Below are 13,534 nucleotides of genomic sequence, written 5' to 3'. Positions count from 1 at the left end.
CTTCGGTTTCGCTGACGTTGGAATTCCGCGCGCTCAGGCTGGCGGGGTTCAAATCCTTCGTCGAAACGACCGAATTGCGAATCGAACCGGGGCTGACCGGCGTCGTCGGCCCCAACGGCTGCGGCAAGTCCAACCTGCTCGAAGCGCTGCGCTGGGTGATGGGGGAGGGCAGCCCCAAGTCGATGCGATCGGGCGGGATGGACGATGTCATCTTCGCCGGCACCGGCAAGCGGCCGATGCGCAGCCTGGCGCAGGTGACGCTGGCGCTGGCCGGCAGCGCCGGGGAGGAAGTCGAGGTCAGCCGCCGCATCGAACGCGGCGCCGGGTCCGACTATCGCATCAACGGGCGCGATGCCCGCGCCCAGGACGTGCGGCTGCTGTTCGCCGATTCTGCCACCGGGGCGCATTCGCCCGCCATTGTCGGCCAGGGCCGGATCAGCGCGATCATCGCCGCCAAGCCGGCCGAGCGGCGGATGCTGCTGGAGGAAGCCGCCGGCATCGCCGGCCTCCACGTGCGCCGCCGCGAAGCCGAAATCCGCCTGCGCGCCGCTGAAGCCAATCTGGAACGGATCGACGATGTCGTGCGCGGCATCGAAACCCAGGCCAATGCACTGCGTCGCCAGGCGCGCGTGGCCGAACGCTATCGCGGGCTGAGCGACCGGTTGAAGGTTGCGGAAGCGGCATCGCTGTTTGCGCGCTGGACGGCGGCCCGGTCCGGATCCGAAGCAGCGCGGGCGGCAGCCTCGGATGCGGACGGCAAGGCTGATGACCTGACCCGGGTGGCGGCGCGGCTGGCAACGGACGCGGCAGCAGCAAATGCCGCGCTGCCCGACCTGCGGCTGGCGCAAGCCGAGGCGGCAGCGGCCGTGCAGGCGCTGCGCCAGTCGCGTGCGCTGCTCGACGCCGAACGGACCGCGGCGGTGCGGCGGCGCGGCGACATCGATGCGGCGCTGGCGGCAGTAGCGCGGGACATTGCGCGCGAACAGGCGCTGGGCGCGGATGCCATGGCGGCCGAGGCACGGCTCGAAGCGGAGGTGTCGACGCTGGCGGCGGCCCTGGCGGCAGCCGAGGCGGCGCTGCCGGGGCAAGCGACGGCGGCTGCGGCGGCCATCGCTGCCGGCGGCGCGGCGGAAGCGGCACTGGCCAGCGCGGTCGACGCCCATGCCGCCGCAGCAGCCGGGGCGCGCGCTGCCGAAGCGAATGTGGCGGCGGCAACGGCGCGGCTGGCGCGGGCGCAGGGGGAGGCGCGCGATCTGGCGGCGCGGCAGGCACGGCTGGCGCCGGCCCCCGATACGGCGGCGCTGGCGGAGCGGGTCGCTGCGGCGACCGACGCGCTGGCCGCAGCCGAGGCCGGCCTCGCCGAAGCCGAGGCGGCGCGCCCGGGTTGCGAGGCGGCGCGTGCCGAGGCGGCGGCGCAGCATGCGGCGGCGCGGGCGACGCTCGCCGGCCTCGCCGCGGAGGCGGATGCGCTGGCCAAGCGGCTGGCAGCCGATGCCGTCAAGGGTCCGCGCATGGCCGAACGGGTGGAGACGCAACCGGGTTATGAGGCGGCGTTGGCGGCAGCGCTGGGCGACGATCTCGATGCCGGCCCCGCCGACAGCGCCGCGCCGCGCCGCTGGGCCGGTGCGGCAACGGGCAACGACCCGGCGCTGCCCGAAGGCGTGATGGCGCTGGCGACGCATGTGACGGCGCCGCCGGAACTGGCGCGGCGGCTGGCGCAGATCGGCGTCGTGGCGGCCGCCGACGCGCCGGCGCTGGCACCGCGTCTGCACCCCGGCCAGCGGCTGGTGACGATGGCCGGGGCACTGTGGCGCTGGGATGGCTTTGTCGATGCCGGCGGTCGCACCGAGGCGGCGGCGGCGCAGCTTCGGGCGCGGCGCCGGCTTGGCGAAGTGCAGCGCGAGCGCACTGCGGGGCAGGCTGCGCTCGATGCGGCAGCGGCGGCGCTGGCAACCGCAGTGACCGCGGCCGCGGCGGCGCAGGAGGCCGAACGGCGGGCGCGGGCGGGGCGCGAGGCCGCCGCGCGGGCATTGGCCGAAGCACGGGCGGCGCTTGCCGCCGCCGAAACCGCCGCCAGCCGCCGCGCCGGCGAGGCCGCGAGCCTGGCATCGGCGATCGAACGCGCCGCTGCCGAAGGCGCGCGCCTGGCGGCCGAGTGCGAATCGGCGCGCGCTGCCGTGCCGGCTGCGGGGGTTCTGGCCGGCCTTGCCGAAGCGCTGGCGGTCGCCCGGCGCGATGCGGATGCAGCGCGTTCCGCCGTCGGCACCCGCGCCGCAGCGGTGGACGCACGGCGCCGCGAGATCGAATCGGCGCAGCGGCGCATTGCCGCCATCGCCGGCGAACGCGCCGATTGGCAACGGCGGCGCGACGCCAGCGCCGGGCAATTGGCCGAACTGGCCGGGCGCGGCGACGCGGCGCGTGCCGAACGCGCCGGGCTGGCGGCACGCGAGGCGGCGATCGCTTCCGAAATTGCCGCGCTGGCGACCCGCAGCGCCGATGCGGACGCGGCGCGGGACGCGGCTGCCGATACCCTCGCCCGCGCCGAAACCGCGCTGGCGGCGCTGACGGCACAGGCGCGCGCCGCCGATGAGGCCGTGGCGGCGGCGCGGGAAGCGCGGGCGACCGCCCGCGCCGAAGCCGAGCACCAGGACGCGGCGCGGCTGGCGGTGGAGCGGCTGGCGGGGGACCGTTTCGGCGTGCCGCCGCCGGTGCTGCCGGGGCGGCTGGGGTTTTCGCATGTTGCCGAGGATCCCGACGCCGCGGCGGCAGCCCATGACGTTTTGTCGGAGGAGCGCGACCGACTCGGCCCCGTCAACCTGCGTGCCGATATCGAACTTGCCGAGCTCGAGGCGCAGGCAGAGGCGACGCTTGCCGAAAAGGCCGAGCTGGAAACCGCCATCGCCCGGTTGCGCGGTTCGATCGGCAGCCTGAACCGGGAGGGTCGGGCGCGGCTGGCGGCGGCGTTCGCCGCGGTCAACGGCCATTTCCGCACCCTGTTCACCGATTTGTTCGGCGGCGGCGAGGCCGAGCTGGCGTTGATCGAATCGGACGATCCGCTGGAGGCCGGGCTGGAGATCATGGCGCAGCCGCCGGGCAAGAAGCTGCAGTCGCTTACGCTTTTGTCGGGCGGCGAGCAGGCGTTGACAGCAACGGCGCTGATCTTCGCGCTGTTCCTCGCCAACCCGGCGCCGATCTGCGTGCTCGACGAAGTCGATGCGCCGCTGGATGACGCCAATGTCGAGCGCTTCTGCGACCTGCTCGACCGGATGGCGACCGAAACGGCAACGCGCTTCCTGATCGTCACCCATAATGCCGTGACGATGAGCCGGATGCACCGGCTTTACGGGGTGACGATGGGAGAGCCCGGGGTTTCGCAGCTGGTGAGCGTCGATCTTCAGGCTGCCGCAAGCTTACTGGCGGTAGGGTGACGGACCCGGCTGGCCTTGTCGGTCGTTATAGTGGCAGGGTGCAGGCCATGTCTGCCCCATTCAGGAGTTGCTTGATGTTGCGTAAATTCGTGCTTCGCGCCGCCGTCATCGGCGCTGCTGCTCTTGGCCTTGCCGCCTGCTCGACGGGCTATGGCTATGGCGGCGGCTTCGGTGGCGGCAACTATGGCGGTTACGGCGGCCTGCAATATGGCGACGCCTATGACAATTATTATGGCGACCCCTTCGGCTATCGGTCGGTGCCGTTCGGCTATGTCGGGACGGGCTTCGGCTGGTCGCAGGGCTATTACTACCCCGGCAACGGCTATTACGTGTACGACCGTGTCGGCAACCGCCGCAACTGGTCGCAGGCGCAGCAGCGTTTCTGGCAGCAGCGGGTTCGGCCCAACGGCTATGTCCCGCGGCCCGCTGTCGGCGGGCCCGGCTATGGCCGGCCAGGTTATGTCCGCCCCGGCTATAACGGCCCGCGCCCCGGCTATGCGGGCCAGGGCCGGCCCGGTGGTCCGGGGCAGGTGCGTCCGGGCTATTCGGGGCAGGGCCGGCCGGACGCCGTCAGCCGCGGCATCGCCAATGGCATTGCCGGGGTGCCTCAGGGCCAGCGGGCCTTTCGCAGCAGCGAACAGCGCCAGGCCTATCGCGAGAATCGTGCCGCCCGGCAGCAGCAGCGGACCGACATGCGGCAGCAGGGCGGCCAGCCGTCGCGCTCGGGCGGACCGCGCATGGAACGCCCGCGCTGATCGCACTGGCGTCGCGCCGGGGCCTGTCCGCCCCGGCGCGACGCGACATGCCGCGTTGCAGCGCGGTTGACAGTTCGGCCCCCCCTATATAGAGCGCGGCCAAGCTTTGACGGCGTTGCTGTCAGGGGCCATCGGCCTGTTTCAGACCTTTTGTTGCAGCCGATTCTTTTCAGTTACGCAGGGGTTCCCCCGTCTTGGCCAACCACCACGATGATGATGCGCTTGCGCGCCGCATCGCCGCGGCCCGCGAAGCCGAACCGTCACGCCGTGACGGCCGGAAGCGCGAGGAAAGCCAGGGCTGGTCGGTCGCGCTCGAATTCGTGGGTGCGATGCTGGTCGGCGGGTTCCTCGGCTGGGTCATCGATCGCTGGGCCGGCACCGGTCCGTGGGGAATGATCATGTTGTTGTTGCTGGGGTTTGCGACGGGCCTGCGCTCGGTGTTGCGCCAGCAGAAAAAGATCGACGGGGAATAGACGCGCAATGGCCAACCCGATGGAGCAATTTTCGATCGAACGGATCGTGCCCCTCGCCGTGGCCGGGAACGACGTGTCGTTCACCAATTCGTCGCTGTGGATGCTCGTCGCCATGCTGGCGATCGCGGCGTTCCTCTACATCGGCACCGCCAAGCCGCAGCTTGTCCCCGGCCGCGCCCAGGCCGCCGTCGAATATCTTTATGATTTCATACGTGACATGTTGCGCGAAAATGTCGGCCGCGAAGGGCTGAAATACGCGCCGCTGATCTTCGCCGTTTTCATCTTCGTCCTGGCCTGCAACCTGCTCGGGCTGATCCCCTTTCTCCACGCCTTCACGCCCACCAGCCATATCGCGGTGACGTTCGGGCTTGCGGCGATCGTGTTCGTGCTCGTGCTCATCGTCGGCTTTGCCAAGCACGGCCTGCATTTCTTCACGCTGTTCCTGCCCGAAGGCACGCCGATCTTCGTCCTGCCGCTGGTCGCGGCGATCGAATTCCTGTCCTTCCTGTCGCGCCCCTTCACCCTGGCGATCCGGTTGTTCGCCAACATGACCGCCGGCCATGTGCTGTTGAAGGTCTTCGGCGGCTTCGTCATCGCCCTCGGCTCGTTCGAGGCGCTGCCCTATGTGTTCGGCCTGGTGCCGCTGACGGTCAACGTCGCGCTGACGGCGCTGGAACTGCTGATCGCGGTCGTCCAGGCCTATGTGTTCGCGCTGCTGGCGTCGATCTACCTCAACGATGCCGTCAACCTCCACTGACGCTTCATCCCCCATCACCCCAAAACTGATTTACTGAGAAGGACTTATAATGGACGTTGCATCTGCCAAGCTGATCGGTGCCGGTCTTGCCGCCATGGGCGCCGGGTTCGCCGCCATCGGCGTCGGCCTCATCTTCGGCATGTTCCTGTCGGGCGCGCTGCGCAACCCGGCCGCTGCCGACAAGCTCGGCGCCCGCCTGATCTTCGGCTTCGCCGTGACCGAAGCGCTCGGCCTGATCGCGGCCGTCGTCGCGCTCGCCCTCGCGTTCGGCTGACCTGATCCGTGCCGCAGTTCGACCCGACAACCTGGCTGCCCCAGCTGGCGTGGCTGGCCGCGATTTTCGCGGTGCTCTACTTCGCCGTCATTCGGCCGACCTTGCCCAAGGTCGGCCGGGTCATCGACGAACGCGAGACTCGGGTCGCCGGCGATCTCGATGCCGCCGAAGCCGCCAAGGCGGAGGCGGATGCAATCCGCACCCGCTATGACACCGGCATGGCCGCGGCCCGCGACGCCGCCCAGGCTCGGGTCGCAGCGGCGCAGGCCGATGCTGCGGGCGCAGCCGAGGCGCGGTTGAAGGACCTTGCCGCGGTGCTCGATGGCAAGGCGACCGATGCCGCGGCGCGGCTGGCCGGGGCGCGCGACGCGGCACGCGCCACGCTCGCCGCCACCACCACCGAATTGACGGCGGAAGCGGTGACGCGGCTGACCGGGCTGTCGGTGCCGCCGGCCGAAATCGAAGCCGTGCTTTCGGCACAGAAATAGGACCGGCTTGTGGTCGAACCTTCCATCGATACCATCGAAACCCAGGCGATGACCGCCGAGGGCGCGCATGAGGGCCCCTTGCTCCTCGGGCTCAACGCCGAGGCCTGGGTCAGCGTTTCGATGTTCATCTTTTTCGCGCTGGCGATCATCCTCGCCAAGCTGCCGCAGCGCATCGCTGGCGCCCTCGATGACCGGATCGCCGGCGTCAAGCGCCAGCTCGACGAAGCCAAGGCGATCCGCGCCGAAGCCGAAGCGCTGCTCGCCGGTGCCACCCGCGCCCGCGATGCCGCGACGCGCGATGCCGAAGCGATCGTCGCCCGTGCTGAGGCGGAAGCGGCCGAGCTCATCAACGAAAGCCGCCGCGCCGCCGAACTGACCATCGAACGCCGCACCGTCGCTGCCGAAGCCAAGATCGCCGCCGCCGAGCGCGCCGCCGAAGCCGATCTGCGCGCCGATGTGGCGCGCCGCGTCACCGCCGCCGCCGCCACGCTGATCGCGGCGAAGGCCGACCCCGCCTTGCAGGCGCGGATGACCGACGACGCCATCCTGGGCCTGGAGCGTCGGCTGCACTGATCCCCGGCAGGGCGCTCTGCCATTGGAACGTCCCCCGACTTCGCTCGGGATGAGCGGGGCCTTTGCTTCCCCGGCGACATCGGCACCGCACAGCTGGTGCTGGGTGTTGAACGCTATACCTCCCCCCGCCGGGGGGAGGTCGAGAGACGTGCGCAGCGCGGCCCAGGAGAGGGGTTTTCTCTTCCGCGCTCGAGCGCTCATCACCCGGCTCGGCTGCGAATCCGACCTCCCCCCGGTGGGGAAGGTTTCAAGCGCTTGCCTTGACCCAGATTGCGGCGACGGCTTCGATACCTGCGCGATCCGCATCATCGAACCGCCCCGCCACCGGACTGTCGAGATCGAGCACACCGAGCAGCGTGTCGCCATGCAGCAGCGGCACCACCAGTTCCGACGCCGAGGCCGCATCGCAGGCGATATGGCCGGGAAAGGCGTGGACATCGGCGACGACCTGCGATGTGCGGGTGGCTGCCGCCGCGCCGCAGACGCCCTTGCCGATGGCGATGCGGATGCACGCCGGCTTGCCCTGGAAGGGGCCGAGGACGAGTTCGCCGTCCTTCAGGAAATAAAATCCCGCCCAGTTGAGGTCGGGCAGCAGGTCGAACAGCAGCGCCGCGGTGTTGGCGGCATTGGCGATGGCGTCGCGCTCATCGCCGATCAGTGCGGTAAGTTGCTGGGCGAGGTCGCGATAGGCTTCGGCCTTGTCGGCTGCGAGGGGCTGGGCGGTGAAGGACATTCAAATTGCTTCCATTCTTCTCTCGTCATCCCGGGCTTGACCCGGGATCCCGCTGCTTCTGCCGGCGTGCGAACAAAGCGGGATCCCGGGTCAAGCCCGGGATGACGATAATTACCCTAACCGCGCCAGCGCCGCTGCCAGCCGCTCGGCCTCGGCGCTGCGCGCGGCGTGATCCTCGCGGGCCTTTTCGACCGCTTCGGGTTTGGCCTTTTCGGTAAAGCCCGGGGAGGCGAGGCGGCCGGCCAGCGCATCGCGTTCCTTGACGGCGGTGGCGATGGCCTTCTCCAGGCGCGCCCGTTCGGCGGCGAGGTCGACGGCATCGCCGACGTCCATGACAAACAGAGCTTCACTCGATACAACCTCAATGATTGCCGAGAAGCCATGTTTGTTTTTTAGCGAAGTAAGAAGGTTCTGCGATCCGCCTTGTCCATGGACCAATTCGTTATACACGCCGCCCAGAAATCCGACGCCAGCTAGCGTTTCGACTAAAGCTTGGCACCGGTTTGCCCTAAATTCGGCATCAACAGAGTTTACGATCATAAGCGCAGGCAAACGACGTCTTACTGCGATGCCCAAATCAGATTTGGCAGTTCTGATGCCCGTGACTGCTGAAATCAGCCATTCGATATCCGCACTGGCGTCCGCATCGACCGGCAGGTCGGCGGCGACCCAGTCGGACACGATGAGGTCGCGCGTTCGCGTCCCCAGCTTGTGCCAGAGTTCTTCGGTCAGGAACGGCATGACCGGATGGAGCATGACGAGGATCTGGTCGAGCGCCCAGCCGGAAACGGCGCGCGTTTCGGCGGCAACGCCCGCGTCTGCGCCCTCGGCCAGCAGCGGCTTGGTCAGTTCCAGATACCAGTCGCAGAAGCGGTTCCACGCGAAGCTGTAAATGGTGTCGGCATAGGCATCGAAGCGGAAGGTCTGAATCGCGGTTTCGAGCGCGCGCGCGGTGGCAGCCACTTCGCCGATTATCCAGCGGTTGACGGCGTTCTGCGCCGGTGGCGGGGCGATGCTGGTCGAGCCGCTGATCCCGTTCGACTGGCAGAAGCGTGCGGCGTTCCACAGTTTGGTTGCGAAGTTGCGATAACCTTCGACGCGCTTTTCATCGAGCTTGATGTCGCGGCCCTGGCTTTCCATCGCGGTCAGGGTGAAGCGCAGGGCGTCGGCGCCATATTTGTCGACGAGCACCAGCGGGTCGACGGTGTTGCCCTTCGATTTCGACATCTTGGCGCCCTTGGCGTCGCGGACGAGGCCGTGGCAATAGACGGTCTTGAACGGTGGAACGTCGTCCATGAAGTGCAGGCCCTGCATCATCATGCGCGCGACCCAGAAGAAGATGATGTCGAAGCCGGTGACGAGGACATCGCCGGGGTAATGGCGGGCGAGGTCGGGTGTTTCGTCGGGCCAGCCGAGGGTGGCGAAGGGCCAGAGCGCCGACGAGAACCAGGTGTCGAGGACGTCTTCGTCGCGGGTCAGGAAAAGCGTCGGTAGTTGACTGTCGCCTTGTATTGTTTCCCAAGCGGCCCCGCTCGCGTCCGCTACATGCCATTCAGGACCGTAATATTCTTGCGCTTGTTGAAGCGCATCTGCAGCGGTTTCAGCAACAAAACAATTGGGTTCTGACTTGACCCCGGAGAAGAGCTCCCGGCTGATCTCGTGCATGCTCTGCGTGGACCGGCGCTCCAACTCATCTTTGGACGGACCATACCACGCCGGAATCTGGTGCCCCCACCACAACTGCCGGCTCACGCACCACGGCTGGATGTTCTCCATCCAGTTGAAATAGGTCTTTTCCCAGGTTTTCGGCACGAACTGGGTTTCGCCCGAGCGCACCGCTGCCAGCGCAGGCTTCGCAAGCTCGGCGGCGTTCACATACCATTGGTCGGTCAGATAGGGTTCGATGACCACGCCGGAGCGGTCGCCATAGGGGACCTGGTGGCGATGCGGTTCGATTTTGTCGAGCAGGCCAAGGGCTTCGAAATCGGCAACGACTTTTTTACGCGCGTCCTCGCGGGTCAGGCCGCGATAGGCTTCGGGGCAGGCATCGCTCATCGTGCCGTCGGGGTTCATCAGGTTGATGACCGGGATATCGGCTTCAGGATGGCGCTTGTAGACTTCGAAATCGTTGAAATCATGCGCGGCGGTAATCTTGACGGCGCCCGAACCGAAATCGGCTTCGACATAGCTGTCGGTGATGATCGGGATCAGGCGATCAACGAGCGGCAGCCGGCAGCGCTTGCCGACGTAGTGCGCCATTTTTGGATCGTCCGGGTTCACCGCCACGGCGCCATCGCCAAGGATGGTTTCCGGGCGGGTGGTAGCGATGGCGATGAAGCCCGAGCCGTCCTCCAGCGGATAGCGGAAGTGCCACAAATTGCCTTCGACTTCGCGAAATTCGACTTCCAGGTCCGAAATCGCGGTCTTCAGCTTGGGGTCCCAGTTGACCAGCCGCTTGTCACGATAGAGCAGGCCCTGATTGTAGAGCGTCACGAACACGCGCGTCACCGCGGTGTTGAAGCCTTCGTCCATGGTGAAGCGCTCGTGCGCCCAGTCGCAGCTGGCGCCCAGGCGGCGCAGCTGCTGAGTAATCGTGCCGCCGCTTTCACGCTTCCAGTCCCACACGGTCTCGAGGAAGCGCGCGCGCCCCATCGCCTGGCGCGTCGTCGGCGGCGCCGCATCGGCGAGCCGGCGTTCCACCACCATCTGCGTCGCGATGCCGGCATGGTCGGTGCCGACCACCCAGCGCGCGTCGCGGCCATTGAGCCGGTGCCAGCGGATCAGCAGGTCCTGCAGCGTGTTGTCGAGCGCATGGCCGATGTGCAGCGACCCGGTGACATTGGGCGGCGGGATGATGATGGTATAGGGTTTGGCATCGGGCCGATCGGGGCGGAAGGCGCCCGATGCTTCCCATTGCGCATAGAGCCGCTGTTCGAAGTCGGCGGGGCTGAAGGTCTTGTCGATGAGGGTCTCGGGAGCGTTCATGGCGATGCTGTTAGCGGCAGAAGCCGCGACGGGGAAGCATTGGCAACACAGCCGGTGCCGACGCCGCGCTCCGGGCACATCCGACATACTCCCTTTGCGTATCTTTTAACACAAATTAACAACTGCTAGCCCTTTGAGAAGGGGGAAGGTCGGCGCGACGGCTCAACCAACCAGTTGATTTCGTTATACTCTATCCGGAGACGATGCGTCATGACGGCCCATGTTCCGACCGCCGATCTTCTCGAACGCACCGTCGTCGACCTGCATCCGACGGCGCGCGCCCAACAGGTCCGCGTCGCGGTCATTCTGCCCTGCTATAACGAGGAAGTCGCGATCGGTGCGACCATTGCCGGCTTTCGCGCCGCGCTGCCCGACGCCGACATCTATGTCTTCGACAACAATTCCAGGGATCGTACCTGCGAAGTCGCCGCCGCCGCCGGCGCGATCGTGCGCAGCGAACGCCAGCAGGGCAAGGGTGCCGTGGTGCGGCGGATGTTCGCCGATGTCGATGCCGATGTCTATGTGATGGCCGATGGCGATGCCACCTACGACCCGGAAGCCGCGCCCGAAATGATCCGGCGGCTGGTCGAGGAACGGCTCGACATGGTCGTCGGCGCGCGCGCCAGCCAGGTCGACGCCGCCTACCGCCGCGGCCACCAGTTCGGCAACAAGATGCTGACCGGCCTTTTGACGTCGATGTTCAAACAGTCGTTCACCGATATCCTGACCGGTTACCGGGTCTTTTCGCGGCGGTTCGTCAAATCCTTCCCGGTGCTGTCAGCGGGTTTCGAGATCGAGACCGAAATCAGCATCCATGCGCTCGAACTGATGATGCCGGTGGCCGAAGTCACCACCCGCTACGGGGCGCGGCCCGAAGGCTCGACGTCGAAGTTGAGCACCTACAGCGACGGGTTCCGCATCCTGATCACCATGCTCAACCTGTATCGCGCCGAACGGCCGGTGCGCTTCTTCGGCATCATCGCCGGCGTGTTGCTGCTGGTGGCGCTGGTCCTCGCGGTGCCGCTGGTCGTCACCTTCATGGAAACCGGGCTGGTGCCGCGCTTTCCGACCGCCATCCTGGTCACCGGGCTGGTCATCATCGCGGTGTTTTCGGCCTTTGCCGGCGGCATTCTCGATACGGTGACCCGGGGCCGCCGCGAAATGAAGCGGCTGTTCTACCTGCAATTGTCAGCGGACCCCGTCGGCCGCGGCTGAACCCCGGCGCCGCTGCAACCGGCTGGCGAGATCGGCGGCGAAGAACACCGACAGCGCGTAGATGATGTAGCGATAGCGCAGCACCGGCTGGACGATGACATAGGGCAGCGTCGGCACCACCAGCATGAGGATCGCGAAACGGTAGCGCCGCCACGCGGCGATGCCGGCGACCAGCGCCCCGGTCAGCGCCGCTGCCGACAGCAGGGCGTTGATGACGACCTTGACCATCGTGCCACGGCTGGCGCCCGAATAGACGTTCCACAGCCAGGCGGGCGGGAAGAAGAAGTCGCGCAGGTGCCGCCCGCACAGCCGGGCGAAATCGGCGGGGTGGCTGGTGATCCAGTCCTTCGCCGTGGTGCCGAGGCCCCGGGCATAGGCAATCTCGCCGCCCGCGGCCTGCATCGCGGCAAAGGCGCTGTCGCTTTCGAACGGGTGGATTTCGTCCAGCCGGGCCTTGAAGACCGCGCGCGGATCGCCGGGGCCGGCCGCCGCCGGGTGGTTGCCCAGCGCCAGTTCCAGCCCGGCATTGCTGCGCAGCGGCAACGCCTCGCCCATCACCTGCTGGTTGCGCCAGGCCCAGGGCGCGATCAGCAGCGCCAGTGCCGCCACCGCGATGCCGGCGGCACCCGCCCAGCGGCGCAGCGGCAGCCGACCGATCAGCAACAGCAGCGCGCCGAGATAGCCGGCGAGCCCCAAAGGCGGGCTGATGAAGAACAGCAGCGCCGCCAGCAGCGCCATGGCGATGATGGCGCCCCAGCCGACTTCGGCACGGCGCTCCAGCGTCAGCAGGCCCCACAGGAACAGCGCCGCCACCGCGACGCTCAACCCGCCTTCCCAGATGCGGAAGGTTTCGATTTCGAGCTGCATGTTGAGCGGCACCAGGCACAGCGCCGCCAGCGCCGCGATCCGCCACGGGCGCGGCATGCCCATCAGCCCGAAGGCGCGATAGAAGAGGGCATAGCCGGCCATGACCAGCGCAATGGCGCTGCCGGCGAGGACCAGTTCCGCCGCCGGCGCGTGCACGCCGAGCGCGCGGTAGATCAACCCGGCATAGACCGGCGGCAGCGGCAGCACATGCGCCGTCGGGCCCTGGCCGGGGCGAAAGGCATCGGCGAGCACGCCGGTGTGCGCATAGGCGATGGCGACATTGGCGATTTCACCGCCGGCATGGCTGCCGGGCAGTGTCGCCACGGCCCAGACCAGCCGCAGCAGCGCGCCGGCGAGCAGCAGCAGCACGGGCAGGCGACGCCAGGCCAACGCCCGAGAGACTGCGGCGAACGGCGAAGCCATCGAAAACCCCCTATTAACCTTCGACCGTCTGCCATGCCGTCCGCACACAGTCCACCGTCCGTTCCAGTCCCCCCGCGGTCATTGTTCCGTCACTGCAAACCGGCAATAACGCGCCATGCACGCTGCTCCGCTCTCGAACCTGCGCCGGTCCCCATGGCGCTGACCTTGCCCCCAGGCTGGGCCGATGGCTGGCAGGGCCAGGCGCTGCGTTTCATCGGTGTCGGTCTGACGACGGCGGCAATCGATTTCGGCGTTCTCGCCGGGCTGGGGGCGGTCGGCATGTCGCCCTATCTGGCGCGGATCGCCTCAATCCTGGTGGCGCTGGTCGTCGCCTGGTGGCTCAACCGGCAATTGACCTTCCGCAGCGCGGCGCCGCCCAGCTGGCGCGAATTCGCCGCCTATGCCGCAACGGCGGCGGTCGGTGCCGCGATCAACTATGCGCTGTATTCGGCCGGGCTTTATATCGGCCTGCCGATCTGGCTGGCCTTTGTCATCGGCACCGGCGTGTCGGCGGTGTTCAACTTCCTGCGCTACCGGGTCATCCTCGCGCCGCGCTGATCCTC

The 13,534-nt window shown here is 68.1% G+C and carries 12 protein-coding genes; 9 read left to right on the top strand and 3 right to left on the bottom strand.

Translation table 11 applies throughout. From position 1 onward, the window contains the following. Nucleotides 1-17 precede the first annotated feature (17 nt). The 7 genes from smc (at nt 18) to GGQ62_RS05795 (ending at nt 6,748) form a co-directional block, all read left to right on the top strand. A complete protein-coding gene (gene smc / locus GGQ62_RS05825) occupies nt 18-3,428 on the top strand; it encodes a chromosome segregation protein SMC (RefSeq protein WP_167649496.1) in 3,411 nt (1,136 codons plus the stop codon). A 74-nt stretch (nt 3,429-3,502) separates the two neighbouring features. After that, nucleotides 3,503-4,183 (top strand): peptidase, encoded by a 681-nt coding sequence (locus GGQ62_RS05820; protein WP_152579108.1) that lies wholly within the window; start codon nt 3,503-3,505, stop codon nt 4,181-4,183. Between the two features lie 194 nt (nt 4,184-4,377). After that, nucleotides 4,378-4,656 carry an AtpZ/AtpI family protein gene (locus tag GGQ62_RS05815; protein ID WP_152579109.1) on the top strand — a complete coding sequence of 93 codons (279 nt, stop codon included), beginning with the start codon at nt 4,378-4,380 and terminating at the stop codon, nt 4,654-4,656. A gap of 7 nt (nt 4,657-4,663) precedes the next feature. Beyond that, nucleotides 4,664-5,413 carry a F0F1 ATP synthase subunit A gene (locus GGQ62_RS05810; RefSeq protein WP_167649495.1) on the top strand — a complete coding sequence of 250 codons (750 nt, stop codon included), beginning with the start codon at nt 4,664-4,666 and terminating at the stop codon, nt 5,411-5,413. Nucleotides 5,414-5,462: 49 nt separating this feature from the next. Further along, nucleotides 5,463-5,687 carry an ATP synthase subunit c family protein gene (locus GGQ62_RS05805; protein ID WP_152579110.1) on the top strand — a complete coding sequence of 75 codons (225 nt, stop codon included), beginning with the start codon at nt 5,463-5,465 and terminating at the stop codon, nt 5,685-5,687. An 8-nt stretch (nt 5,688-5,695) separates the two neighbouring features. Further along, a complete protein-coding gene (locus GGQ62_RS05800; RefSeq protein ID WP_152579111.1) occupies nt 5,696-6,175 on the top strand; it encodes a F0F1 ATP synthase subunit B family protein in 480 nt (159 codons plus the stop codon). Between the two features lie 9 nt (nt 6,176-6,184). Then, nucleotides 6,185-6,748, top strand: a complete 564-nt coding sequence (locus GGQ62_RS05795) for a F0F1 ATP synthase subunit B family protein (protein ID WP_152579112.1) — start codon at nt 6,185-6,187, stop codon at nt 6,746-6,748. 247 nt (nt 6,749-6,995) lie between these two features. Here the strand turns inward: GGQ62_RS05795 and GGQ62_RS05790 are convergent, their stop codons facing one another. Then, nucleotides 6,996-7,481: a GAF domain-containing protein gene (locus GGQ62_RS05790; protein ID WP_152579113.1), complete on the bottom strand. Its 486-nt coding sequence runs from the start codon at nt 7,479-7,481 to the stop codon at nt 6,996-6,998. Between the two features lie 111 nt (nt 7,482-7,592). After that, nucleotides 7,593-10,466, bottom strand: a complete 2,874-nt coding sequence (locus GGQ62_RS05785; protein WP_152579114.1) for a valine--tRNA ligase — start codon at nt 10,464-10,466, stop codon at nt 7,593-7,595. A gap of 210 nt (nt 10,467-10,676) precedes the next feature. On the opposite strand from GGQ62_RS05785, the gene GGQ62_RS05780 reads away from it, so the two are divergent. Beyond that, entirely contained in the window at nt 10,677-11,681 is a 1,005-nt protein-coding gene (locus GGQ62_RS05780; RefSeq protein WP_152579115.1) for a glycosyltransferase family 2 protein, read from the top strand. On the opposite strand, the gene GGQ62_RS05775 is transcribed toward GGQ62_RS05780, so the two are convergent. Continuing rightward, nucleotides 11,655-12,971, bottom strand: a complete 1,317-nt coding sequence (locus tag GGQ62_RS05775; RefSeq protein ID WP_167649494.1) for a hypothetical protein — start codon at nt 12,969-12,971, stop codon at nt 11,655-11,657. The two genes, GGQ62_RS05780 and GGQ62_RS05775, sit on opposite strands and share 27 nt — an antisense overlap. A 153-nt stretch (nt 12,972-13,124) precedes the next feature. Here GGQ62_RS05775 and GGQ62_RS05770 point away from each other — a divergent pair, with 153 nt between their 5' ends. Further along, a complete protein-coding gene (locus tag GGQ62_RS05770) occupies nt 13,125-13,529 on the top strand; it encodes a GtrA family protein (protein WP_167649493.1) in 405 nt (134 codons plus the stop codon). Nucleotides 13,530-13,534 lie beyond the last annotated feature (5 nt).

The organism is Polymorphobacter fuscus (assembly GCF_011927825.1).
In the GTDB taxonomy this organism is placed as follows: domain Bacteria; phylum Pseudomonadota; class Alphaproteobacteria; order Sphingomonadales; family Sphingomonadaceae; genus Sandarakinorhabdus; species Sandarakinorhabdus fusca.
Note: the sequence above shows the minus strand (reverse complement) of the source record. Positions and strands in the feature narration are given on the sequence as shown.